The organism is Pseudomonas sp. PsB (genome assembly GCF_043658375.1).
Classification (GTDB): Bacteria; Pseudomonadota; Gammaproteobacteria; order Pseudomonadales; family Pseudomonadaceae; genus Aquipseudomonas; species Aquipseudomonas putida_Z.
On record NZ_JBIGLU010000028.1, the window covers coordinates 29735 to 53494 of the forward strand.

Annotated in this window: 20 protein-coding genes and 1 pseudogene; 15 read left to right on the plus strand and 6 right to left on the minus strand. The window is 65.7% G+C overall.

The features are described 5' to 3' along the window. The first annotated feature begins 45 nt into the window (after positions 1-45). Complete coding sequence (locus ACGLHT_RS24215; RefSeq protein WP_274120693.1) at positions 46-1053, plus strand: FecR family protein; 1008 nt, start codon at positions 46-48, stop codon at positions 1051-1053. Between the two features lie 13 nt (positions 1054-1066). Here the strand turns inward: ACGLHT_RS24215 and ACGLHT_RS24220 are convergent, their stop codons facing one another. Further along, on the minus strand, positions 1067-2386 hold the full coding sequence (locus ACGLHT_RS24220) for a Na+/H+ antiporter family protein (RefSeq protein WP_085616997.1): 1320 nt from the start codon (positions 2384-2386) through the stop codon (positions 1067-1069). Between the two features lie 833 nt (positions 2387-3219). Between ACGLHT_RS24220 and ACGLHT_RS24225 the strand changes: the two are divergent. The 8 genes and pseudogenes from ACGLHT_RS24225 to ACGLHT_RS24260 all read left to right on the plus strand — a co-directional run. After that, positions 3220-4185: pseudogene (locus tag ACGLHT_RS24225) on the plus strand (HAMP domain-containing protein); the annotation flags it as partial. Between the two features lie 102 nt (positions 4186-4287). After that, positions 4288-5043: a methyl-accepting chemotaxis protein gene (locus ACGLHT_RS24230; RefSeq protein WP_370290277.1), complete on the plus strand. Its 756-nt coding sequence runs from the start codon at positions 4288-4290 to the stop codon at positions 5041-5043. 105 nt (positions 5044-5148) lie between these two features. After that, a complete protein-coding gene (locus ACGLHT_RS24235) occupies positions 5149-6165 on the plus strand; it encodes an ABC transporter substrate-binding protein (protein WP_274120696.1) in 1017 nt (338 codons plus the stop codon). After that, positions 6162-7010: a proline/glycine betaine ABC transporter permease gene (locus ACGLHT_RS24240; RefSeq protein WP_137163736.1), complete on the plus strand. Its 849-nt coding sequence runs from the start codon at positions 6162-6164 to the stop codon at positions 7008-7010. Before ACGLHT_RS24235 ends, ACGLHT_RS24240 begins: the two co-directional genes overlap by 4 nt. A gap of 136 nt (positions 7011-7146) precedes the next feature. Continuing rightward, a complete protein-coding gene (locus ACGLHT_RS24245) occupies positions 7147-8010 on the plus strand; it encodes a LysR family transcriptional regulator (protein WP_085705253.1) in 864 nt (287 codons plus the stop codon). 258 nt (positions 8011-8268) lie between these two features. After that, complete coding sequence (locus ACGLHT_RS24250; RefSeq protein ID WP_085591487.1) at positions 8269-9186, plus strand: AEC family transporter; 918 nt, start codon at positions 8269-8271, stop codon at positions 9184-9186. A gap of 35 nt (positions 9187-9221) precedes the next feature. Further along, a complete protein-coding gene (locus ACGLHT_RS24255) occupies positions 9222-9833 on the plus strand; it encodes a cell wall hydrolase (protein ID WP_274120697.1) in 612 nt (203 codons plus the stop codon). Positions 9834-10053: 220 nt separating this feature from the next. Beyond that, positions 10054-10905: a CAP domain-containing protein gene (locus tag ACGLHT_RS24260; RefSeq protein WP_025338862.1), complete on the plus strand. Its 852-nt coding sequence runs from the start codon at positions 10054-10056 to the stop codon at positions 10903-10905. A gap of 151 nt (positions 10906-11056) precedes the next feature. On the opposite strand, the gene ACGLHT_RS24265 is transcribed toward ACGLHT_RS24260, so the two are convergent. Beyond that, positions 11057-12031: a GlxA family transcriptional regulator gene (locus ACGLHT_RS24265; protein WP_274120699.1), complete on the minus strand. Its 975-nt coding sequence runs from the start codon at positions 12029-12031 to the stop codon at positions 11057-11059. Between the two features lie 106 nt (positions 12032-12137). Here ACGLHT_RS24265 and ACGLHT_RS24270 point away from each other — a divergent pair, with 106 nt between their 5' ends. Then, a complete protein-coding gene (locus tag ACGLHT_RS24270; RefSeq protein ID WP_075045011.1) occupies positions 12138-12749 on the plus strand; it encodes a LysE family translocator in 612 nt (203 codons plus the stop codon). A 162-nt stretch (positions 12750-12911) separates the two neighbouring features. On the opposite strand, the gene ACGLHT_RS24275 is transcribed toward ACGLHT_RS24270, so the two are convergent. Together ACGLHT_RS24275 and ACGLHT_RS24280 are read right to left on the minus strand one after the other, a co-directional pair. Continuing rightward, positions 12912-14111, minus strand: a complete 1200-nt coding sequence (locus ACGLHT_RS24275; protein WP_274120700.1) for an MFS transporter — start codon at positions 14109-14111, stop codon at positions 12912-12914. A gap of 105 nt (positions 14112-14216) precedes the next feature. Then, on the minus strand, positions 14217-15122 hold the full coding sequence (locus ACGLHT_RS24280; RefSeq protein WP_137163733.1) for a LysR family transcriptional regulator: 906 nt from the start codon (positions 15120-15122) through the stop codon (positions 14217-14219). Positions 15123-15239: 117 nt separating this feature from the next. On the opposite strand from ACGLHT_RS24280, the gene ACGLHT_RS24285 reads away from it, so the two are divergent. The 3 genes from ACGLHT_RS24285 (at position 15240) to ACGLHT_RS24295 (ending at position 19611) form a co-directional block, all read left to right on the plus strand. After that, on the plus strand, positions 15240-15590 hold the full coding sequence (locus ACGLHT_RS24285; RefSeq protein WP_046615410.1) for a cupin: 351 nt from the start codon (positions 15240-15242) through the stop codon (positions 15588-15590). Positions 15591-15796: 206 nt separating this feature from the next. Continuing rightward, complete coding sequence (locus ACGLHT_RS24290) at positions 15797-18214, plus strand: glucose/quinate/shikimate family membrane-bound PQQ-dependent dehydrogenase (protein WP_274078794.1); 2418 nt, start codon at positions 15797-15799, stop codon at positions 18212-18214. Positions 18215-18342: 128 nt separating this feature from the next. Continuing rightward, complete coding sequence (locus ACGLHT_RS24295) at positions 18343-19611, plus strand: carbohydrate porin (RefSeq protein ID WP_025338855.1); 1269 nt, start codon at positions 18343-18345, stop codon at positions 19609-19611. Positions 19612-19733: 122 nt separating this feature from the next. Here ACGLHT_RS24295 and argE read toward each other — a convergent pair whose 3' ends face one another. After that, positions 19734-20894, minus strand: coding sequence for an acetylornithine deacetylase (gene argE / locus ACGLHT_RS24300; protein ID WP_274120701.1), 1161 nt, complete (start codon positions 20892-20894; stop codon positions 19734-19736). After that, positions 20887-21564, minus strand: a complete 678-nt coding sequence (locus ACGLHT_RS24305) for a DUF1028 domain-containing protein (protein WP_025338853.1) — start codon at positions 21562-21564, stop codon at positions 20887-20889. The genes argE and ACGLHT_RS24305 overlap by 8 nt, the downstream gene beginning before the upstream one ends. A gap of 371 nt (positions 21565-21935) precedes the next feature. Here ACGLHT_RS24305 and ACGLHT_RS24310 point away from each other — a divergent pair, with 371 nt between their 5' ends. Beyond that, complete coding sequence (locus tag ACGLHT_RS24310; protein WP_274120702.1) at positions 21936-23255, plus strand: NAD(P)/FAD-dependent oxidoreductase; 1320 nt, start codon at positions 21936-21938, stop codon at positions 23253-23255. Beyond that, positions 23255-23671: a RidA family protein gene (locus ACGLHT_RS24315; RefSeq protein WP_025338851.1), complete on the plus strand. Its 417-nt coding sequence runs from the start codon at positions 23255-23257 to the stop codon at positions 23669-23671. Before ACGLHT_RS24310 ends, ACGLHT_RS24315 begins: the two co-directional genes overlap by 1 nt. The last annotated feature ends 89 nt before the right edge of the window (positions 23672-23760 follow it).

A 23760-nucleotide genomic window follows, 5' to 3' on the forward strand; every position in this document is an offset into this window, starting at 1 on the left:
GGGAGCCCTCCAGCAAGGGTAGAATGCGCAAAACCCGGAGCCGCAATGAACCACGACCGCCTCAATCCCAGCCCAGACGATGCCATCACCGACGCCGCCGCGCACTGGTGCATGCGCCTGCACGCCGAAGATTGCACGGCGGGCGAGCGCGAGGCGTTCGCCCGCTGGCTGGCGGCCGACCCGCGGCATGCCGAGGAATACCAGGCGATGCTGGAAATCTGGCAAACCGCCGACCTGCTGCCGCGCAATGCCACTGTCATCGACTTCAACCCGCCCGTGCAACAGGCCGCGCGCCCGCGCAACTGGCGGCCGCTGGCATCCGCTGCCGCAATCGCCCTGGCGGTGCTGCCGCTGGCCGGCTGGGTGGGCTGGGAACAAGGCTGGCTGCCCAACCACTACCAGCACTTCGAAGCCGGCGCGCACATGCAGACCGTGCAACTGAGCGACGGCAGCACAGTGCAGCTCAACCTCAACACCGAGCTCACCTACCTCAACTACAAGGACCAGCGCCAGGTCACGCTCAAGCGTGGCGAGGCGTTCTTCAAGGTGCAGCACGACAGCAGCCACCCGTTCATCGTGCATGCCGGTCGCGGCCAGACCCGCGTCACCGGCACCCAGTTCAACGTGTGGAAGTACCAGGACCAGGTCAAGGTCACCCTGGTGGAGGGTTCGGTACTGGTATCCAGCGACGGCAGCGCCGGTGGCTACCGCCTGGGCCCGGGGATGCAGGCCAGCTATCACAAGGGCGACTTCGAGCCGCAACTGGAGCAGAGCGACGACTACGGCAACAGCCTGGCCTGGCGCGACGGCAAGCTGGTGCTCGACAACCTGAGCCTGGAACAGGCCCTGCCGATTATCAACCGCTACCTCGACGCACCGCTGTTGCTGGCCGACGCCAGCACCGGCCGCATCCGCATCAGCGGCATCTACAACACCCGTGAGGTGGGGCGCCTGGTCAACAACCTGCCCAAGGTGCTGCCGGTCTACCTGACCCGCAGCAAGGACGGCAGCACCGTGCTCAACAGCATCTCGCCGCCGCCCGACAAGGGCTGACGCCCTCCCCGTCTTACAGCGTCATCGCCGCCAACCAGCCGAACGCCAGCAGTGGCAGGTTGTAGTGGATGAAGGTGGGCACCACGGTGTCCCAGATGTGGTGGTGCTGGCCATCCACGTTCAACCCCGAGGTCGGGCCCAGGGTCGAGTCCGAGGCAGGCGAGCCGGCGTCGCCCAGGGCACCGGCGGTACCAACGATGCACACGGTGGCCAGCGGGTCGAAGCCCAGCTGCACGCACAGCGGCACGAAGATTGCGGCCAGGATCGGCACGGTGGAAAACGACGAGCCGATGCCCATGGTCACCAGCAGGCCCACCAGCAGCATCAGCAAGGCACCGATGCCCTTGCTGTGGTCGATCCACTGCGCCGAGGTTTCCACCAGGCTCTTCACCTCACCGGTGGCCTTCATCACGTCGGCAAAGCCCGAGGCGGCAATCATGATGAAGCCGATCATGGCCATCATCTTCATGCCTTCGGTGAACAGGTCGTCAGTGTCCTTCCAGCGCACGATGCCCGACAGCGAGAAGATCAGGAAGCCGACCATGGCGCCGATGATCATCGAGTCCAGCCACAACTGGACGATGAACGCCGAGGCAATCGCCAGCCCGGCCACCAGCAGGGTCAGCGGGTTGTACTGCACGCTCACCTGCTCCACCTGCTCGATGCGCGCCAGGTCGTAGTCACGCTTCTTGCGGTAACTGATGAATACCGCCAGCAACAGGCCAGCCAGCATGCCGGCTGCCGGGATGGCCATGGCATGGGTGACATTCACGCCACTCACGTCGACACCCGCGCGGGCAACGTTGGCGAGCAGGATTTCGTTGAGGAAGATGTTGCCAAAGCCCACCGGCAGGAACATGTACGGGGTGATCAGGCCGAAGGTGATCACGCAGGCGATCAGCCGGCGGTCGATGCGCAGGCGGGTCAGCACGTACAGCAGCGGCGGCACCAGCAAGGGGATGAAGGCGATGTGGATAGGCAGGATGTTCTGCGACGACACCGCCACCACCAGCATCAGGCCGACCAGCAACCATTTGACCTTGCCGCCATTGGCATGGCCCTGGCGGTCGATCATGGCCAGGGCGCGGTCGGCCAGGGCATGGGCCAGGCCGGACTTGGCGATGGCCACGGCAAAGGCGCCCAGCAGTGCATAGGACAGGGCCACCGTGGCCCCGCCGCCGAGGCCGCCGTTGAAGGCCTTGAGCGTACCCTCGATACCCAGGCCGCCCACCAGCCCACCGGCCAGAGCCCCGATGATCAGGGCGATGACCACGTGCACGCGGGACAGGCTGAGTATCAGCATGATGCCGACCGCGGCGATCACTGCATTCATGGTTGGCTTACCTCATTGCGACAGAAAAAAAGCGCGCACTCTGAAGCAGTGGGCAGCAGATGTCAAAAGCGCCATGTTGCGGCGGATTACACGGAGGGCTGAAATTTAAATTGAATGTTTGAATAAAGAAAAAATGGGATGGGCCGATATGGTGGGAAGGCTGGGAGATGCCTGGCTGGAGATTTCTGTCGCCTGTGAGATCGAGCGCCGCCCGCGCGGCGCTTCGCAGCACAAGGCTGCTCCTACATCTGTTTCGGGCCAGTTATTCCTGAGGTAGGGGCGCGCGGGCCCTTGGCGTCCACCTCGATACCGTGTCGGACAAACAAGGCGGTCGCGCGCGCTGGCGCAGGCTTTACTGGCCCGAAACAGATGTAGGAGCAGCCTTGTGCTGCGAAGCGCTGCGCGGGCGGCGCTCGATCTCACAGGCGACACACATCCCCAGCCAGGCACCTCTCAACCCCGCCCAGCCCCAAAGCCATAACCCTTACTGCCCAAAAAAAGGGACCCACCCCATGCCTTTGCGACAACTTTCCATCCAGTGGAAGATCACCCTGCTCGCCGGTCTCTGCCTGGCCGGCATCGTCACCCTGCTCGTCGGCCTGTCGCTGTACCGCATGGACCACAGCTCGGACCTGGTCAAGGCCAGCAGCATGCAGATGCTGACCGAGTCGGCGCAGTCGCGCATCGAGTCGCAGGGCGAGGTGCAGGCGCTGAACATCCGCCGCCAGTTCATGGACGCCTACCAGTACGGCGCCGGTTTCGCCCGCCAGGTGCTGTTCCTGCGCGAGCAGGCGGAAAAGCGCTTTCTCGATGCCTTCGACCTGCGCGAGGACATGACCCGCCAGGTGCGCGCCGCCCTGCAAGCCAACCCTGAGCTGCTCGGCCTGTCGCTGGTGTTCGAGCCCAACGCCCTGGACAACAAGGACAGCCTGTTCGCCGGCAAGGCGGATCTGGGCAGCAACGAAACCGGGCGCTTCGCCCTGTACTGGTCGCAGCCGCGTGTCGGCCAGTTGACGGCCATGGCCCTGCCCGAGCATGACATGGCCAACACCGAGATCGGCCCCAGCGGCCAGCCAGCCAATACCTGGTGGGTGTGCCCGCGCACATCCGGCAAGGTGTGCGTGGTGGAGCCCTACTTCTACGACATCGATGGCCAGCAGGTGCTGATGACCAGCATCGTCTTCCCGCTGGCAGTCGACGGCAAGGTGATCGCCACCCTGTCCATCGACATCAACCTCAACAGCCTGCAAGCCCTGAGCCAGGAGGCCAGCCGCAGCCTGTACGAAGGCCGCACCACGGTCGGCATCCTCAGCCCGGTCGGCCTGCTGGCCGGCTACAGCGCCGACGCCAGCAAGCTGGCCCAGCGCTTCGACCAGGTCGACACCGCCAAGGGTGCCGAACTGGTGCGCAAGCTGGCCGACGGCAAGATGACCATCGTGCACGACCAGCAGCGCCTGAAAGTGCTGGCCGCGTTCCGGCCGATTCCGGATGCCCAGCCCTGGGGCGTGCTGCTGGATGTGCCGGAAAACGCCCTGACCGGGCCGGCCGAAGCGCTGAAACAGGAACTGGACGCGCTGAACACCAGCGGCACCCTGCTGGAACTTGGCCTGGGCCTGGCGGCGGCGATTGCCGGCCTGCTGATGGTGTGGCTGATGGCCCGCGGCGTTACCCGGCCGATCCTCGGCGTGGCAAGCATGCTCAAGGACATCGCCAGCGGCGAAGGTGACCTGACCCGCCGCCTGACCTACCAGAAGCAGGACGAACTGGGCGAACTGGCCGGCTGGTTCAACCGCTTCCTCGACAAGCTGCAGCCGACCATCGCCGAGGTCAAACGCTCGGTGCAGGCTGCCCGTGGCACCGCCGACCAGTCTTCGGCAATTGCCACCCAGACCAGCGCCGGCATGGAGCAGCAGTACCGCCAGGTCGACCAGGTAGCCACTGCCTCGCACGAGATGAGTGCCACCGCCCAGGACGTCGCCCGCAGCGCCGCCCAGGCCGCGCAGGCCGCCCGCGACGCCGACCAGGCCACCCGCGAAGGCCTGGCGGTGATCGACCGCACCACCCACAGCATCGATGCCCTGGCCGCCGACATGAGCAACGCCATGGCCGAGGTGGAAGGCCTGGCGCAGAACAGCGAGAAGATCGGTTCGGTGCTGGAAGTGATCCGCTCGATCGCCGAGCAGACCAACCTGCTTGCGCTCAATGCCGCCATCGAGGCGGCCCGTGCCGGTGAAGCCGGCCGTGGCTTTGCCGTGGTCGCGGACGAGGTGCGCAACCTGGCCCAGCGTACCCAGGAATCGGTGGAGGAAACCCGCCAGGTGATCGAGGCCTTGCAGAACGGCACTCGCGAAGTGGTCGGGGCCATGGACAACAGCCACCGCCAGGCCCAGGGCGGCGTGCAGCAGGTTGGCCAGGCCGTCACCGCGCTGCAGCGCATCGGCCAGGCAGTGACGGTGATCACCGACATGAACCTGCAGATCGCCTCGGCCGCCGAGGAGCAGAGCGCAGTGGCCGAGGAAATCAACAGCAACGTGGCAACCATCCGTGATGTCACCGAATCGCTGTCGGGGCAGGCCAACGAGTCGGCGCGCGTAAGCCAGTCGCTGAACAGCCTGGCCAACCAGCAACAGGCGCTGATGGACCAGTTCCGCGTCTGAGTCACTTGCAGGCCGCTGCCAATCGCGTGCAGCGGCCTTCCTGCCGGGCCTGGAGCCGGTCGTCTACACTTGCGGCAACTCAGTAGCGCCACTCCAAGAGGCCCCATGAAAAAGATTCCGACGTTGCTGGCCGGCCTGTTGCTCGCCGTAGGCCTGGCCAGCACCGACAGCGCCGCCTCGGCAGAACGCACCACGCCCATTCGCTTTGGTGCCATCGGCTGGGAAAGCGGTGCCCTCACCACCGAGATCCTGCGGCTGATCGTGGAGCGTGGCTACGGCTACACCACCGACACCCTGCCCGGCAGCACCGTCAGCATGGAAGTGGCCCTGGCGCGCAACGACCTGCAGGTAATCGCCGAGGAATGGGCCGGGCGCAGTCCGGCTTGGGTCAAGGCAGAACAGGCCGGCCAGGTGTTCGCCTTGGGCGACACGGTCAAGAACGCCGAAGAAGGCTGGTGGGTGCCGGCCTACGTGATCGAGGGCGATGCGGCACGCAAGCTGAAACCCGTGGCGCCGGAATTGCGCAGCGTCGAGGACCTCAAGCGTTACCCGCAGGTGTTCCGCGACCCCGAGTCACCCGGCAAAGGGCGTTTTCTGAATAGCCCCAGCGGCTGGACATCCGAAACCGTCAACAGCCAGAAACTCAAGGCCTACGGGCTGAATGATCTCTATACCAACTTCCGCAGTGGCTCCGGGGCTGCAATGGATGCCGAAATCGGCTCAGCCATCCGCCGTGGCCAGCCGGTGCTGTTCTACTACTGGAACCCGACCCCTTTGATGGGGCGTTACAAACTCATACGCCTGCAAGAGCCGCCGTTCGATGCCCAGGCCTGGGCCACCCTCACCGATGCCGGCAACCCCGAGCCCAAGGGCAGCAGCTCGCTGCCGGCCAAGTTGTCGATTGGCGTATCCAAGGCCTTTCGCGAGGGCTACCCGGAGCTGGTGAGGGTGTTCGAGCGGGTCGACCTGCCCATCGACCGTCTGAACAAGGCACTGGCCGACATGAGCGAAAAGCGCACGCCGCCCCGCGACGCTGCCCTCACCTTCCTGCGCGATAACCGCGAGGTGTGGAAAGCCTGGTTGCCTGCGGACATTGCCAGCAAGGTCGAGGGCAGCCTGTGAGCGGCGGCTTCCCCGAAGCCCTGCGATTCTCCTTTGCCGACAGCGTCAACCGGCTGGTCGACTGGCTGGTGCTGCATTACGGCGATCACCTGCGCAGCGTCTCGGACCAGTTGCTGCAACTGCTGGTCGGCCTGGAAACCCTGCTGCGCCTGCTGCCGTGGTGGCTGCTGCTGTTGCTGATCGGCCTGCTGGCCTGGCATGCCAGCCGCAGCGTACTGCGCAGCGCGGTACTGGTGGCGCTGCTGGCCCTGATCGGCATGCTCGGGTTGTGGGACAAACTGCTGCAGACCATGGCGTTGGTGCTGGTCAGTACCGGCCTCTGCGTGCTGGTGGGCGTGCCGCTGGGCATCCTGCTGGCTGCCCGGCCGCTGGCGAAGCGGTTGCTGTTACCGGTACTGGATGTGATGCAGACCTTGCCGGCCTTTGTTTACCTGATCCCGGTGCTGATGCTGTTCGGCCTGGGCAAGGTGCCCGCCGTGTTCGCCACGCTGATCTATGCCCTGCCACCGCTGGTGCGGCTGACCGAACTGGGCCTGAGCCAGATCGACCCTTCGCTGCTGCAAGCCGCCCATGGCCTGGGTGCCAGCCGCTGGCAGCGGTTGCGGCGCATCGCCCTGCCGCTGGCGCTGCCGAGCATCATGGCCGGGCTCAACCAGTCGGTGATGATGGCCCTGTCGATGGTGGTGGTGGCTTCGATGATTGGCGCCCGCGGGCTGGGCGAGGATGTGCTGTCGGGGATCCAGACCCTGAATGTCGGCCAAGGCGTCGAGGCCGGGCTGGCGATCGTCGCCCTTGCCATGGTGATCGACCGGATCAGCCAGGCTTATGGGCGTGGTGGGCGTTGAGCAGTGCTGCCTGCCCCGGCCCTATCGCCGGCAAGCCAGCTCCCACAGGGTGCCGTACCTGTGGGAGCTGGCTTGCCGGCGATAGGGCCGGGCCTGACAATGCAGCTCTGTCAGCTTGAAACCGGACCTCACCCGCATGTCCCTCAAAGCCTTGCGCACCCTGGTGACCATCGCCCGCCACGGCACCTTCGCCCGTGCCGCCGACCTGCTCAGCCTCACCCCTTCGGCGGTGAGCCTGCACATCAAGACCCTCGAAGACGAACTGCAGGTGACCTTGTTCGACCGCAGCCGCAGGCAGGTGTCGCTGACCGAAGCCGGCCAGCTGGCGGTGGCCCGCGCCGAGACCATCCTGGCTAGCTATGACGAACTGGCCGACGCCCTGGCCAGCGGCCCGAGCCTGCGCGGCCGCCTGCGCCTGGGGGCGATCCACACGGTGCTGGCGCGGCGCCTGCCCAAGGCGCTGGTGTGGATCAAGGCGCACCATCCGCAGCTGCATGTCAGCGTGGCCTCCGGCATGTCGGCAGAACTGGCACGGCGGGTGGAAGACGGCGAACTCGATGCGGCGATCACCACCGAGCCGGTCAGCCCCTACCCACAAAGCCTGGACTTCACGCCGTTGTTCGAAGACCGCTTCTGGGCCATCGCCAGCCCCGACCTGGCCGGGTTAAGCGTGCCGCAGTTGCTGGCCAGCCAGCCGTTCCTGCGCTTCGACAAGCGTGCCTGGGCCGGGCGGCAGATCGAGCAGGAGCTGCGCCGCCAGCATCTGCAGGTGAGCGAGCAGATGGAGCTGGACAGCCAGGAAGCGCTGGCGCGCATGGCGGTGATGGGCCTGGGCGTGGCAATCATCCCCATGGCCGATGACGACCTGCAACGCTTGCCACCGGCCACCTGCCTGCCGTTTGGCGACCCGCAGCTGACCCGGCGGGTGGTGTTGCTGGAGCATGAGAAAAGCCAGCGGCGGCATTTGAGTGCGGTGCTGAAGACTGCGCTGGAGGCGTGAACAGCACGGCTCGACTTTCTTGTGACTGCACATGACTGGTTGTATTGGCAGGGTCTCTGTGGGAGCGGGCGTGCCCGCGAAGAATTCAACGCGGTGGATGGCACCGGCTGCGCCGGTGTTCGCGGGCATGCCCGCTCCCACAGAGACCACCGCCAGCAACATGCATTTTTTCTCAACGGTCAGTGCAGAAAACAACGTTTTTACAGATCGATCCGCACCAGTAGTCTGTGCCCCGTACCCGACCACGGAACGTCGATCATGCTCCACCTGCTGCTGACTACCCTGCTGCCGATCATCCTGCTGATTGCCCTGGGCACTTTCCTGCGCCTGCGCGGCTTCCTCGCCGATACCTTCTGGCCCGGCGCCGAGCGCCTGAGCTATTACGTACTGCTGCCGTCACTGTTCCTCCATGGCCTGGCCACCGCCAACCTCGATGGCGTGCCGGTGCTGGGCATGGTCGGCGTGCTGATGCTCTCGACCCTGGCCGGGGCCGTGCTGCTGGTGCTGTACCAAGGCGCAATCAACCACGACGGTGCCGACTTCACCTCGGTGTTCCAGGGCGGTATCCGCTTCAACAACTACATCGGCGCCACCCTTGCAGCGGGTATCTACGGCAGCGCCGGCATCGCCCTGGCGGCGGTGGCCAACGCCGCCATCGTGCCACTGGTGAACCTGCTTTGCGTGCTGGTGTTCGCCCGCTTCAGCGCCCGCCATAGCTCACCGGCCACGGTGCTGCGGGCCATCTTTGCCAACCCCTTGATCGTCGGTTGCGCCGGCGGGTTGCTGCTGCGCGCCAGTGGGCTGGGCCTGCCAGCGGGTATCGAACCCACGGTCAAGGCCCTGGGCCAGGCCGCCCTGCCGCTGGGCCTGCTGTGCGTCGGCGCAGCCCTGGGTGGTGCCCGCCTGGGCCAGCAGGTGCGCCCGCTGATGGCGGCGTCGGCATTCAAGTTCCTGGTCATGCCGCTGACCACCTGGGGCTTGTGCCGCCTGCTTGGCCTGGGTGGCCAGGCAGCGGTGGTGGCGGTGCTGTTCCAGGCACTGCCGACCGCGTCATCTTCCTATGTGATGGCCCGGCAAATGGGCGGTAACGCACCGCTGATGGCCACCATCATCGCCCTGCAGACCGTGTTGGCCGCCGCCACCCTGCCTTTGGTGCTGATGCTCGCGCTTGGCTAGACTGTGAACCAGCCCACAGTTCGGGAGCTTGCATCATGCGCCTTACGTGGATGGTGATCGGCCTGGTTTCGGCCCTGCTCGCAGGCCCCTTGCACGCGGCCGACCCGGCCAAGGCTGCCGTCGCCGAGGACAAGGCCGAGGTGCTCGAGGAAAAAGTGGTGAATGACACACCACCCCCGAAAAAGGCCGAGACCCTCACACCGGGCGAAGCGCAGGCAGTGGACCCGGCCGGCCAGGCGCCGCTGGATGACAGCATCACCTGCCTGGCCCGCACCATCTACTGGGAGGCCAAGGGTGCCGACGCCGAAGACATGGCCGCCGTGGCCAACGTCGTGCTCAACCGCCTGGGCCACGATGGCTTCCCGGATACCATCTGCGGCGTGGTCAAGCAGGGTGTGGAAAGCAAGGCCTGCCAGTTCTCCTGGTGGTGCGACGGGCGCCCGGACCAGGTCGAAGAAGCGCAACGCTACGGCATTGCCAAGGAAATCGCGCGCAAGGCGCTCAACCAGCAGTTGAAAGACCGCACCGGGGGTGCCTTGTACTTCCATGACCGCAATGTGCGCCCGGACTGGGCCAAAGCCTACCGCCGGACGGCGCAGACCCGGCATTTTCTGTTCTACAAACCGAACCAGGCGGTGGCGCGCTGATACCCGCCGGGCGCCGGCAAACGGGCCGACAGCTGTGCTTCGATAAGAATGATTACCAACTGTTCGCACTTTTCCGATGATCAGTGGTCTACTCCCTCTTTTGCCGCCAGCAACGAATGCCGGCGTTTTCATTGCTTTGCACGATCCCGGGCCAAAAGCCCCGGGCTTGTGTAGGATGAGCAGCGCAAACCACGACGCTGCCAGTCATAGGGAGATCCACATGCGCGTCCTGTCATCCGTTGCCGCCTTGTCGCTGGGCCTGGTCGTTTCGGCCGGGGCACTGGCTGCCACCGGCGAAGAGGCGCAACTGATCGATTCGATCAATGTCTACCGCAGCAAGGCCCAGCCCTGCGGTGGCGAAGCGTCGTTGGAGCTGCCGCCGCTCAACAGCGATACCCGCCTGGCGCTGTCGCCAGAGGGTACCCGCGACCTGCAGCAGGCCATGACCCGCGCCGCCTACCCGATGGTCAATGTGCAGGCCATCAGCCTGTCGGGGCCGCGTGATGCGCGCGCTGCCATGCACGCCATCGAAGAGAGCTTCTGCCAGGTGGTGCTCGACCCGCAGTTCGTCGATATCGGCGTCAGCCAGGAAGGTCGCGACTGGCGCATCGTGCTGGCCCGGCCGCTGCTCAGTGGCCGCCTGGGCGACTGGCAGGCCGAGGGGCAGAAGGTGCTGCAGGAGATCAACGCCGCGCGCAAGGTGCCGCGCCAATGCGGTGGCCAGCCCTTCGCCGCCGCCCCTGCACTGAGCTGGAGCACGGTGCTGGCCGGGGTTGCCGCCAACCACACCCGGGCCATGGCCAACCAGAACTTCTTCGACCACATCGACAAGGATGGCCGCACCCCCGGTGACCGGGCAGAGCTGGCCGGCTACCTGTACCAGCAGATCGGCGAAAACATCGCCGCCGGGCGGGATACCGCGCGCAAGGTGGTCGATGGCTGGCTGGATAGCCCCGGGCATTGCGCGACGCTGATGAACCCGGACTTCCGCGAGCTGGGCGCTGCGTATGCAGTGGACCCGAAGAGTGATGCGGGGATTTACTGGACAGGGTTGTTCGGGACGCCGCAGTAGACCCGGCTGACGCGCTTTATGTAGGAGCGGCCTTGTGTCGCGAAAGGGCCGCAAAGCGGCCCCGGCAGTTTTGCATTGATGCCAAGATACCGGGGGCGCTTCGCACCCCTTTCGCGACACAAGGCCGCTCCTACAGAGTGCGCGCCGGGCTTCAGGGCGAGATATTGCCGTCACGCAACGCTTGGGCCGTGCAACCAAACCGTCGCCGCACGCACTTGCCCAGGTAACTGGCATCGCCCAGGCCCACTTCATCGGCAATCTGCGCCAGGCTGTGGCTGGAATTGAGCAAGCGCCAGCGCGCCTGTTGCAGGCGCATCTCCAGCCACCAGGCCTTGGCGCTCATGCCGTGGCTGGCGTGAAACTGCCGGTCCAGCTGGCGCCGGCTGATGCCCAACTCCGCCGCCAACTGCTCCACCGCCAACGGCGTTCCCAGGTGATGACGCATCAACGCCTGCGCGCGCTGCACCTGCCGCCCCTGCCCCGTCCCCAGCTCCAGGGAACGCAAGGCATGGCGGCTATCGCGGGTTTCATCCACCAGCATGTCGGCCAGGCCCTTGAGCGCCCGGGCCCGCCCGCAGGCGCGTGACAACAGGGCGACGGCCAGGTCGATGGCCGCGGTGCCGCCAGCGCAGGTGATGCGGCTACCGTCGATGCAATACAGCTGCTCACTCAGCACCTGCAAATGCGGGAAGGCCGCACGAAATTCGGCTTCGTGGCGCCAATGCACCACTACCTTGTGCCCCTGCAGCAACCCGCAGGCGGCCAACAGGAAAGCACCGTTGTCGACCCCCACCAGCTTGACGCCAGCCTTGCCGGCCTGCCTGAGCAAGGTCCGGTAGCGAGGCGCCAGCGCGGCAGTGGCCATGGCGTTGCGCCCGCCGAACACCACCAGGTAGTCGAAACTGGCCAGCTCGAGCTGGCCAGCGACGGCCTCGACCTGCACCACCGCGCCACTGCTCGACGGCACCGGGTCGAGGGTCAGCCCTGCCACGGTCCAGCTGCAGTAGCGCTGCTGGCTGTAGTCCTCGTCGTCGGCGCTGAAACGCAACTTGTCGAGAAAGGCGCCGAACGGCAGCAGGGCAAAATCCGGTAACGGCAAGATCAGCAAGCGGATATCGGGCAGCATTGGCATCGCGTCCAGAAACGACCATTCAATGTCCGGATCATACCCTTGCCGGCCAAGGTCGGCGCCATAGACTGACGCCCTCCCCATCAACAAGGCATTCCCCACCATGGCACTCGACACCTGGCTCATCTACCTGCTGGCCAGCATCGGCCTGTCGCTGACCCCGGGCCCCAACAGCCTGCTGGCCCTGACCCACGGCGCCCTGTATGGCGCACGCCGGACGTTGTTCACCATCGTCGGCGGGGTGTTTGGCTTCAGCGCCCTGATCGCCTTGGCCATGTTTGGCCTCAGCGCATTGCTGCAGGCCTCGGCCTCGGTGCTGAGCGTGCTCAAGTGGGTGGGTGGCGCCTATCTGATCTGGCTGGGTATCCAGCTGTGGCGCAGCCCGGGCCTGCACCTGGAACTGACCGCGCAAAGCGCGCGGCTGGGCAATGCCGGCCTGTTCCGCCAAGGCCTGCTGTCGGCCATGGCCAACCCCAAGGTGCTGCTGTTCTACGGTGCTTTCCTGCCACAGTTCATCGACCCGCAGCGTGGGTTGCTGCTGCAGTTCGTGGTGATGGCGGCAACCTTTGCCAGCGTCGAGTTCCTGGTCGAATACCTGTTGGCACGCCTGGCGTTTCGCATCCGGCCATGGCTGGCCAAGGGCGGTAAAGGCTTCAATCGCTGCTGCGGCAGCCTGTTTGCCTTGATTGGTGTGGCGTTGCCGCTTGGGCGGTAGCGTCTGATATAGGCGTGTGCAGTTCTTTTTGTGGGAGCGGCCTTGCGTCGCGAAAGGGGTGCGAAGCGCCCCCAGGATCTACGCATCACTTCAGAATTGCCGGGGCCGCTTTGCGGCCCTTTCGCGACACAAGGCCGCTCCCACAGGTGACCGCGCTAGCATTCAACCCCGGCGCGCTTTGGCCAGGAAGATGAGCAAGGCCACACCCGGCAACCCCGCCCCCACCAGCGCTACACCCTGCCAGCCAAACTGGCTGAACACCGCACTGGCCACCGCCGAACCCAGCGCCCCACCCAGGAAGATGCTGGTCATGTACACCGCGTTCAGCCGCCCGCGGCTGGCCGGGTCCAGCGCGTACAGTTCACGCTGGCCGATGACCATGTTCATCTGCACCGCAAAATCCAGCAGCACGCCGGTCAGGCCCAGGCCGATCACGCTGTAGCCAGGCACCGTCAGCCCCAGCAACAGTGCCGCCGGCGCCAGCAACAACGCCAACAGTGAACCGGCCCGGGCATGCCCGGCATCGGCCAGGCGGCCGGCCATGGGTGCGGCAACGGCGCCCACCGCGCCCACCAGTGCGAATACCGCGATCTGGCTCTGCGACAGGCCATGCTCGGTTGCCAGGGCCATCGGCACCGCCGTCCAGTAAAGGCTGAACGCCGCGAACATCAACGCCTGGTACAGCGAGCGCTGGCGCAGCAAGGGGTAACGGCGCAGCAGCGTGAGCAGCGACAGCATCAGCCCGGCATAGCTGGCCTTGTGCTCGGGCACCCGCCGCGGCAAGGTCAGGGCCAGCAGCAGGATGATCGCCAGCATCACCCCGGCAGCGCCTATGAACACCACACGCCAGCCGAAGTAGTCGGCCACCAGGCTGGACAACGGCCGCGCCAGCAGGATACCCAGCAGCAGGCCACCCATGATGTTGCCGACCACCCGCCCACGCTGCTGCTCCGGCGCCAGGTGCGCCGCCAGCGGGATGAGCATCTGCACCGCCACGGAACTGAAACCGATCAGCAGTGCATAGCCGAGGAACAGCTGGCCCTGGCCGCTGCTGCTGGTGCCCGCCAGCAGCAGGCTGACGCAGGCCAGCACGGCGGTAGCCACCATCAAGCGGCGGTTTTCCAACAGGTCGGCCAGCGGTACCAGCAACAGCAGGCCCAACGCATAGCCCAGCTGCGTGAGCGAAACGATCAGGCTGGCATGCTCGGTGGACAGCCCCAGGTCCGGGGCGATCAGGCCGACGATGGGTTGGGCATAGTAGATATTGGCGACGATCGCGCCGCAGCAGAACGCCAGCAGGGCGACCAGGGCCCGGCTGAGACCGGTGGCTGCAGGCTGCGCGGCGGCAAGGGAGGGATTCATGCGAGTGTCCTCGACAATGGCTGGAATATGCCGGCCACCTTACCCAGACGCACTCCTGGCGAGAATCCAGCGCTGGCGCAACAGGGCTTTGCGCACTGCGCAACACTAGGTGCTGCGCTGCAGCAAGTTTTCGCAAAAGTCGATAAAGGCATTCACCCGCCGCGAACCACGATGGTTGGGCAGGTACAGGGCGTTGATGCTGTCATTGGCCGCGCCGGGGCTGGCCTGCCAATCGGGGAACAGGCGTTGCAGGCGCCCGGCCGCCACATCCTCACGTACCAGCCAGTCGGCCAACAATGCGATACCGCTGCCCGCCAGTGCGGTTTCGCGCAGCATGTCGGCATTGGCACTGCGCAACGGCCCGCTCACGTCCAGCTCCAGGCTGTCCTGCCCACGGGCCAGGCGCCAGGGGCGCCCTTTCTGCCCGTAGCGAAAGCGCAGGCAGGCGTGCTCAAGCAACTGCCGCGGATGCTCCAGCGCGTCATGCCCGGCCAGGTAGCCCGGGCTGGCCACCAGCCAACGCTGGAAGCGACCCAGCTGGCGGCATACCAGCTCGTCATTGGGCGAGGGGTCGCCCAGGCGGATCGACAGGTCATAGCGCCCGTCAAGCAGGTCATCCAGGCGGTCGCTGAGGTCGATGTCCAGCTCCAGAGCCGGATGTTGCGCCAAAAACGGCCCCAGGTGCGGGGCGATGACCCGCCTGCCGAACTCCACCGGCAAGCACAGGCGCAGCACACCGACAGGCTCCTCGCCCCGATCGGCGACACTGGCATCGGCCGCGTCCAGGGCCTCGAAAATACCCCGCGCGCGCTCGTAATAACGGGCGCCGGCCTCGGTCAGGCTGACCTGGCGGGTGGAGCGGTTGAGCAAGGTGGCGCCCAACGCCGCTTCCAGGGCATCGACCAGGCGCGTCACCGACGATGTCGCCAGCCCGAGCCGGCGTGCGGCGGCAGAAAAGCCCTGGGCATCGACGGTGGCCACGAACATCTTCATCGCCAGGAGTTTGTCCATTTGTTGCCCGTCTTCCAAATCCCGGAAAGTTCTTACAAACAGCCGGGCCGGTCAAGAAGCGCGGCGTACGGCAATTGCGTCCATAGTGGAACCACCCCCTTCCAAACGAGGTTTTCCATGATCCCGACCAACCTGCTGACTGCCCTGCCCCCTTGCGACCCCACCAGCGCCGAATGGGTCGACCAACTGCTCAGCCGCCCGGGCGTGCGCGTGGAACGTATCGTCTCCAGCGGCCAGGCCAGCCCGCCCGGTTTCTGGTACGACCAGGCCGAAGGCGAATGGATCGTGCTGCTCAGTGGCGCCGCCGGCCTGCGCTTCGAGCACGAGAGCCACACCCGCCTGCTGGCGCCGGGCGATTGCCTGGATATCCCGCCGCATTACCGCCACCGCGTGGAGTGGACCGCCCCCGGCACCGCCACCATCTGGCTCGCGGTGTTCTACAGCAGCGGCACTCCTTGGCCGGCGTGAATCCGGTAATCGAAACTCGAACGTGGGTTACCCAACCGACATGAACACCCTGTTTACTGCAATTTTAAACGCATGATCTAGACTTTTAGCCACACCTTGCAGAGTTCAGCCCTGCGACAATCCGCCCCACAAAATTATGTACCAACTTGTTAATTAGCAAGCTAAGAGATTACACTGCGCGCATTCCACCTGCTGAGATCCCTGGCATGAAAGAAACACCGCGCGCCTCTGGCGCCACAAACATCATCCTGGTCGGCCTGGGCGTGATCATCGCCCTGCTCGGCCTCCTCCTGGCTGCGGGCGGCGTCAAGCTGGCCGGCCTGGGCGGTTCCTGGTACTTCCTGGTCGGCGGCCTGGCCATGGCCATCGCCGGCGTCCTCATCGCTCGCCGCAAACCGGCTGGCGCCTGGCTGTACGCGGCGTTCCTGGTCGGCACTGCCATCTGGGCGCTGATCGACGCTGGCCTGGTGTTCTGGCCGCTGTTCTCGCGCCTGTTCATGTTCGGCGCAATCGGCATGGTGGTGGCGCTGGTCTACCCGCTGCTGGCCCGCGCCAATGGCACCAGCGCCGGCCGCGGTGCCTATGGCGTTGCCGGGGTGATGGCCGTGCTGCTGGTGATCGCCGCCGGCAACATGTTCGTCGCCCACCCAAGCGTCGCCCCCACCGGCAAAGGCCCGGGCATGACCCCGGTCGAGGCCGACAAGGCGCAGAAGGACTGGGCCCACTACGGCAACACCGAAGGTGGCAGCCGCTTCGCCGCGCTGGACCAGATCAACCGCGACAACGTCAACAAGCTGAAAGTGGCCTGGACCTACCACACCGGTGACGTGGCGCTCAGCGACGGCAACGGTGCCGAAGACCAGCTGACCCCGCTGCAGGTCGGCAACAAGGTGTTCATCTGCACCCCGCACAACAACCTGATCGCCCTCGATGCCGACACCGGCAAGGAGCTGTGGAAGAACGCGATCAACGCCCAGTCCAAGGTCTGGCAGCGTTGCCGTGGCATGGCCTACTTCGACGCCACTGCCGCCATCGCCCAGCCGACCCAGCCGAACAGCTCGCCAATCACCGCGGCCAGCGTACCGGCCGGTGCCAACTGCCAGCGTCGCCTGCTGACCAACACCATCGATGGCCGCCTGATTGCCGTCGACGCCGACACCGGCGAGTTCTGCCAGGGCTTCGGCAACAACGGCCAGGTCGACCTCAAGGCCGGCCTGGGCGATGTGCCGGACTCCTACTACCAGCTGTCCTCGGCCCCACTGATGGCCGGTACCACCGTGGTGGTCGGCGGCCGCGTCGCCGACAACGTCCAGACCGACATGCCTGGTGGCGTGATCCGTGGTTTCGACGTGATCACGGGTGAAATGCGCTGGGCCTTCGACCCCGGCAACCCGGAAGATCGCCAGGCGCCGCAGGGCGACAGCACCTATGTGCGCAGCACCCCCAACAGCTGGGCCCCGATGTCCTACGACCCGGCGATGAATACCGTGTTCCTGCCGATGGGCTCGTCGTCCACCGACATCTACGGTGTCGAACGCAGCAAGCTGGACCACACCTATGGCGCTTCGGTACTGGCCCTGGACGCCACCACCGGCAACCAGAAGTGGGTGTTCCAGACCGTGCACAACGACCTGTGGGACTTCGACCTGCCGATGCAGCCGAGCCTGATCGATTTCACCAAGGACGACGGCCAGTCGGTACCTGCAGTGGTAATCGGCACCAAGGCCGGGCAGATCTACGTGCTCGACCGCGCCACCGGCAAGCCGCTGACCCAGGTCGACGAAGTACCGGTCAAGCCAAGCAACATCCCCAACGAGCCGTACTCGCCAACCCAGCCGAAGTCGGTGGGCATGCCGCAGATCGGCGCGCAGACCCTGACCGAATCGGACATGTGGGGCGCAACCCCGTACGACCAGCTGCTGTGCCGCATCGACTTCAAGAAAATGCGCTACGACGGCCTGTACACCGCGCCGGGCACCGACCTGTCGCTGAGCTTCCCGGGTTCGCTGGGTGGCATGAACTGGGGCAGCATTTCCACCGACCCGGTACATGGTTTCATCTTCGTCAACGACATGCGCCTGGGCCTGTGGATCCAGATGATCCCGTCGCAGAACAAGGGCGGCGCCGCTTCCGGTGGCGAAGCGCTGAACACCGGCATGGGCGCAGTACCGCTCAAGGGCACCCCGTATGCGGTGAACAAGAACCGCTTCCTGTCGGTGGCCGGCATCCCGTGCCAGGCGCCGCCGTTCGGCACCCTGACCGCCATCGACATGAAGACCCGCCAGGTGGCGTGGCAGGTGCCGGTGGGTACCGTCGAGGACACCGGCCCGCTCGGCATCCGCATGCACCTGCCGATCAAGATCGGCCTGCCGACCCTGGGCGGCACCCTGTCGACCCAGGGTGGCCTGGTGTTCATCGCCGGCACTCAGGACTTCTACCTGCGCGCCTACGACAGCAGCAACGGCAACGAAATCTGGAAGGCTCGCCTGCCAGTGGGCAGCCAGGGCGGCCCGATGACCTACGTCTCGCCGAAGACCGGCAAGCAGTACGTGGTGGTCACGGCTGGCGGCGCGCGCCAGTCGACTGACCGTGGCGACTACGTGATTTCTTACGCCTTGCCGTAAGACCGCGTCGCCTTCTTCGCGGGCACGCCCGCTCCCACAGGGACTGCACCGTCCGCTTGGGCAGTGATCATCCTGTGGGAGCGGGCTTGCCCGCGAACTGGCCCCAGAAAAGAATACGAGATTCAGCAATGCCATCCGCAATTCGCATCACCCCGACCCTGCTGCTGGCCCTGGCCAGCAGCACCGCCCTGGCCGACGGCGACCTGATGACCCGCAGCACCCTGACCGGTGACTGGGGCGGCCTGCGTCACCAGCTGGAAGAAGACGGCGTCAAGTTCACCGGCGACTACAGCGGCGAAACCGCCTACAACGCCCACGGCGGCCTGCACCGCTCGGCGCGCTACTCGCAAAACCTGAAACTGGGCGTGCAGTTCGACCTGTCGAAACTGTATGGCCTGGACAACGGCGGCAAGGTCCAGCTGACCATCAACGACCGCCGCGGCAACAGCGCCTCGGAAGACCTGGTGGGCAACCGCCTGCCGATCCAGGAAAACTTCGGCGGCCTGTACACCCGCCTGACCGAGCTGAGCTACGAGCGCACCCTGTTCACCCCGGCACTCAACGTCAAGCTCGGCTACATGGCCATGGGCAACGACCTGGGCGGCCTGGACAGTGGCATCCTGTGCAACTTCATGAACGCCGGCTTCTGCGGCCACCCGCTTAACATGTCTGGCGGCAGTGGCTGGACCAATTACCCCAATGCCCACCTGGGCGTGCGGGTGAAGTATGACCTGTCGCCGTCCTGGCAGTTGCGTGTGGCGGCGTTCAACGTCGACCCGGAAAGCAACGGCAACTCCAGCCGCGCCTGGCACCTGGGCCCCAAGCACACCACCGGCACCGTGGTACCGGTAGAGCTGGTGTACAAGCTGCAGGGCGAGCTGCCTGGCGAGTACAAACTGGGCTACTACTACGACAGCTCCGATGTGAAGCGCATCGGCAGCGACGAGGAAGTGTCCGGCCGCGGCGGCCACTATCTGCTGGTCGACCAGGCCGTGTGGAACGACCAGGGCTTGCCGGGCCGTAGCCTGCATGCCTTCGGCCAGTACTCGGCGTCGAGCAAGGCCGCCTCGCCGTTCACCAAGTGGTATGGCGCCGGCGTGGTGCTGTACAAGCCGTTCGCAGGCCGCCCGAAGGATACCGTGGCGCTGGGCTATGGCCGTGCCGTGCCCAACCCGCGTAGCCGCGACGTGCTGGAAGATGCCGCGTTCGATGCCGGGCAGCAGTTCCCCGATATCGACAGCGCCGAGCAGTTGATCGAGCTGAGCTATGGCTACCAGGCCACTCCGTGGCTGAACCTGCGCCCGGATGTGCAGTACATCATCGAGCCGGGCGCGTTCTCCGGGAAGGACATCGACAACGCGCTGGTGGTTGGCCTGCAGGTCAAGGCTACCTTCTGAAATCTTGATTGGGGCTGCTTTGCAGCCCTTCGCGGGCACGCCCGCTCCCACAGGTACTGCACAGCCCTTGAGACTGACGAGATCCTGTGGGAGCGGGTTTACCCGCGAAGAGGCCAGCGCAATCAACCCTGCCTGAGGTAATCCACCAGCCTCAGCAACATGGCATCACACCCCCGCAACTGCTCGACACTGACGAACTCATCCGGCTTGTGCCCCTGGTCCATGCTCCCAGGCCCACACACCACAGTCGGGATGCCCGCCTGGTCGAACAGCCCTCCTTCGGTACCAAACGCCACCGTACCGAACTCATCCGAACCACTGAGCAACGCCACCAGGCCAGCCGCCTTGCTATCCGCTGGCGTGGCCAGCCCCGGATACGCACTCAACGGCTGCAGGCGAATGGCGCTGGCGGCATTGACCTTGCGCATGCGCGGCAGCAATTCGGCCTCGGCATAGGTTTGCAACTGGTCGGCCACTGCCTGCGCCTCGAACCCCGGCAAGGCCCGCACTTCGAAATCGAATTCGCATTCCGCCGGCACGATGTTCAGCGCCCTGCCCCCTTTGATCACACCCGTCTGCACAGTGGAGAACGGTGGGTCGAAGCGCTCGTCGTGATGCTCCGGCAACGCCAGGGCATCACCGATATCACCCAGCTTGCCGATCAGCTTCGCCGCATACTCGATGGCATTCACCCCATACGGCGCGTACGCCGAGTGGCAGGCCGCGCCATGTACCTGGCAACGCATCGCCAGCTTGCCCTTGTGCCCCAGCACCGGCTTGAGTTCGGTGGGTTCGCCAATCAGGCACAGCCGTGGCTTGTGCGGGCGCTGCTCGAGCGCGGCCAGCATCGAGCGCACCCCCAGGCAGCCGACTTCCTCGTCGTAGGAGAACGCCAGGTGCACCGGCATGCGCAACGGCCGGGCGAGAAACGCCGGTACAGCCGCCAGCACCGAAGCGATGAAACCCTTCATGTCGGCCGTGCCGCGGCCATACAGGCGCCCGTCGCGCTCACTCAGGGCAAACGGCTCGACTGTCCAGGCCTGGCCGTCCACCGGCACCACATCGGTATGCCCGGACAGCACCACGCCGCCAACGTCCCGGGGGCCGATGGTGGCGAACAGGTTGGCCTTGGTGCCTTCCGGGTTATGGAACAGTTCGCTTTCCACCCCCAGCTCGGCCAGGTAGTCGCGGATGAAGCTGATCAGTTCGAGGTTGGAATCCCGGCTGACCGTGGCAAAGCCGATCAGGCTGGCCAGCAGTGCGCGACTGGCAAATTCACTCATCGCCCGGCACCCCGTAGCTTGGCGCGGCAGTCGGGTTGAGGGCGCGGGTGACGTAGTCCTGCATCTGCGGCCGATACGCCTGCCACAGGCCATCGAGCACGCCGATCGGGTCGGCCTCGGCCCAGTCCACGCGCAGGTCCACCAGCGGCCAGGTCAGCTCGCCGGCAATCTTCAACGCCGCCGAGTGCACAGGCCCCGCCTCGCCGCCTGCGGCCATCGCCGCGTGCATGGCCGCCAGCAGGCGGTCGGCCAGATGCCCACCGGCTTGTTCAAAGGCCTGCACCATCGCCTCGATCACCTGGGTCGAGGCCAACAGGTTGCCCGCCGCCGCACATTGCTCACCGGCGAGGGCGTAGTGCGTGCCCAAGGCTTCCTTGCCAGTGAACAGCGCCACCTGGCCATGGCTGTCGATCACCGTGAGCTGGCGGTACTCGCTCCAGCCATTGGCGCTCAGCACCCGGTCCAGCGCAGCGGCAGGCGGCAACTGGCCCTGCTCCAGGGCATCGAGGATCTGCGGGCCCAGCGCCGGCAAGGTGATGTTCTGGGTGGCGACCGCACCCACACCGGCACGCACCCACGGGCAGCGGGCGCCCACGGCGATGCTCGAAGAGCTGATGGCGATACCGACCTGGCCGGTTTCCTGGCAACGACCGATGATGGAAAAAGTCATGTCATGGTTCCTGTTGTGCTGTGCGATACACGGCATTCTGGGTGGAACCTTTCGGCCGGCGAAACGACCTTTTTCCGAGGGGTTAGGCAGGAAAAAACTTTGCTCTGGCTGAGATCGAGCGCCGCCCGCGCGGCGCTTCGCAGCACAAGGCTGCTCCTACATCTGTTTCGGGCCAATTATTCCTGTCGACACAGCGCGCGGTCCCTTGGCGTCCAACTCGCAAGCCACAGAATCCAGGGCCTTCGCCGTTTTATCGGCAAGCCCCAGCTAAATACTATTTTCGCCATTTCCACGGCATCCCTAGTCTGGCCCCAGGCAACGGCGGTCCTCCAAACCGACCTGACAAAAACCGCCTGAACAAGGGCTCGGACATGACACTGAACAACCTCGAAATCGACACCCTCGTCGTCGGCGCCGGCCAGGCCGGCGTGGCCATGAGCGAACACCTGAGCAAGCTTGGCGTGCCGCACTTGGTGCTGGAGCGCAAGCGTATCGCCGAGGCCTGGCGCACCGGCCGCTGGGACTCGCTGGTGGCCAACGGCCCGGTCTGGCACGACCGCTTCCCGGGACTGGAATTCAACCTCGACGCCGACGCCTTCGCCGGCAAGGACCAGGTGGCCGACTACTTCGAGCAGTACGTACGCAAGTACAACCTGCCCGTACGCACCGGCATCGAAGTGAAGAAAGTGCTGCGCAACAGCGACCGCCCCGGTTTTACCATCGAAACCAATGAAGGCGTGATTCGCGCCAACCGCGTGGTCGCCGCCACCGGCCCGTTCCAGAAGCCGGTGATCCCGGCCATCGCGCCGAAAGACAGCAACCTGCACCAGATCCATTCCGCTGCCTATTACAACCCCGAGCAGTTGCCAGAAGGCGCTGTGCTGGTGGTCGGCGCCGGTTCCTCGGGCGTGCAGATCGCCGAAGAACTGATGCGTGCCGGGCGCCAGGTGTACCTCTCGGTCGGCGCCCACGATCGCCCACCACGCGCTTACCGCAACCGCGACTTCTGCTGGTGGCTGGGCGTGCTGGGTGAGTGGGATGCGGAAATCGCCAAGCCTGGCCGCGAGCACGTGACCATTGCCGTCAGTGGCGCCCGTGGCGGCCACACCGTGGACTTCCGCGCCCTCGCCCACCAGGGCATGACCCTGGTCGGCCTGACCCAGTCGTTCGAGAACGGCGTGGCGCGCTTCCAGGACAACCTGGTCGAGAACATCAACCGCGGCGACGAAAACTACCTGGCCCTGCTGGATGCCGCCGATGCCTACATCGAACGCAACGGCCTGGACCTGCCGGAAGAGCCCGAAGCCCGCAAACGCCTGGCCGACCCGGAGTGCATGCGCAACCCGCTGCTGCAACTGGACCTGGCCAAGGCCGGCGTCACCAGCATCATCTGGGCCACCGGTTACGGTGTCGACTTCAGCTGGCTGCAGGTAGACACCTTCGACGCCAACGGCAAGCCCCAGCACCAACGCGGCGTGGCCCGCGAGCCGGGTGTGTACTTCCTTGGCCTGCCGTGGCTGTCGCGCCGTGGCTCGTCGTTCATCTGGGGCGTGTGGCACGACGCCAAGCACGTCGCCGGCCACATCGCCACGCAACGCACCTATACCGCCTACCGCGACCGCGAACAACGCGCAGCGGATGAGCAGCAACAACCCAAGATCAGCAACGTCAGCACCCTCGGAGCCCACTGATGCCTACCCATACTCGCATCCGCATGTTCAACACCAAGGTCACCTACCCCAACCAGACCTTGGACAACGACCTGTGCCAGGCGGTACGCGCCGGCAACACCATCTACGTGCGCGGCCAGGTCGGCACCGACTTCGAAGGCAACCTGGTGGGCCTGGGTGACCCACGGGCGCAGGCCGAGCAGGCGATGAAGAACGTCAAGCAACTGCTCGAAGAAGCCGGCTCGGACCTGTCGCACATCGTCAAGACCACCACCTACATCACCGACCCGCGCTTCCGCGAGCCGGTGTACAAGGAGGTAGGCAAGTGGCTCAAGGGCGTGTTCCCGATTTCCACCGGGCTGGTGGTGGCCGGGTTGGCCCAGGCCGAGTGGCTGATGGAGATCGATGTGATCGCCGTGGTGCCTGATTCGGTCTGACCGATCGGTTCAACCTGTAGGAGCGGCCTTGTGTCGCGAAAGGGCCGCAACGCGGCCCCAGGATTGATGCGCAACAGTTGAAATTGCTG

Coding starts and splice junctions, on each gene's coding strand:
- ACGLHT_RS24255 (WP_274120697.1), top strand. CDS start 9,222: ATGCGCCTTACGTGGATGGTGATCGGCCTGGTTTCGGCCCTGCTCGCA.
- ACGLHT_RS24310 (WP_274120702.1), top strand. CDS start 21,936: ATGACACTGAACAACCTCGAAATCGACACCCTCGTCGTCGGCGCCGGC.
- ACGLHT_RS24285 (WP_046615410.1), top strand. CDS start 15,240: ATGATCCCGACCAACCTGCTGACTGCCCTGCCCCCTTGCGACCCCACC.
- ACGLHT_RS24250 (WP_085591487.1), top strand. CDS start 8,269: ATGCTCCACCTGCTGCTGACTACCCTGCTGCCGATCATCCTGCTGATT.
- ACGLHT_RS24315 (WP_025338851.1), top strand. CDS start 23,255: ATGCCTACCCATACTCGCATCCGCATGTTCAACACCAAGGTCACCTAC.
- ACGLHT_RS24245 (WP_085705253.1), top strand. CDS start 7,147: ATGTCCCTCAAAGCCTTGCGCACCCTGGTGACCATCGCCCGCCACGGC.
- ACGLHT_RS24290 (WP_274078794.1), top strand. CDS start 15,797: ATGAAAGAAACACCGCGCGCCTCTGGCGCCACAAACATCATCCTGGTC.
- ACGLHT_RS24215 (WP_274120693.1), top strand. CDS start 46: ATGAACCACGACCGCCTCAATCCCAGCCCAGACGATGCCATCACCGAC.
- argE (WP_274120701.1), bottom strand. CDS start 20,894: ATGAGTGAATTTGCCAGTCGCGCACTGCTGGCCAGCCTGATCGGCTTT.
- ACGLHT_RS24295 (WP_025338855.1), top strand. CDS start 18,343: ATGCCATCCGCAATTCGCATCACCCCGACCCTGCTGCTGGCCCTGGCC.
- ACGLHT_RS24230 (WP_370290277.1), top strand. CDS start 4,288: ATGGAGCAGCAGTACCGCCAGGTCGACCAGGTAGCCACTGCCTCGCAC.
- ACGLHT_RS24270 (WP_075045011.1), top strand. CDS start 12,138: ATGGCACTCGACACCTGGCTCATCTACCTGCTGGCCAGCATCGGCCTG.
- ACGLHT_RS24235 (WP_274120696.1), top strand. CDS start 5,149: ATGAAAAAGATTCCGACGTTGCTGGCCGGCCTGTTGCTCGCCGTAGGC.
- ACGLHT_RS24275 (WP_274120700.1), bottom strand. CDS start 14,111: ATGAATCCCTCCCTTGCCGCCGCGCAGCCTGCAGCCACCGGTCTCAGC.
- ACGLHT_RS24265 (WP_274120699.1), bottom strand. CDS start 12,031: ATGCTGCCCGATATCCGCTTGCTGATCTTGCCGTTACCGGATTTTGCC.
- ACGLHT_RS24280 (WP_137163733.1), bottom strand. CDS start 15,122: ATGGACAAACTCCTGGCGATGAAGATGTTCGTGGCCACCGTCGATGCC.
- ACGLHT_RS24305 (WP_025338853.1), bottom strand. CDS start 21,564: ATGACTTTTTCCATCATCGGTCGTTGCCAGGAAACCGGCCAGGTCGGT.
- ACGLHT_RS24260 (WP_025338862.1), top strand. CDS start 10,054: ATGCGCGTCCTGTCATCCGTTGCCGCCTTGTCGCTGGGCCTGGTCGTT.
- ACGLHT_RS24220 (WP_085616997.1), bottom strand. CDS start 2,386: ATGAATGCAGTGATCGCCGCGGTCGGCATCATGCTGATACTCAGCCTG.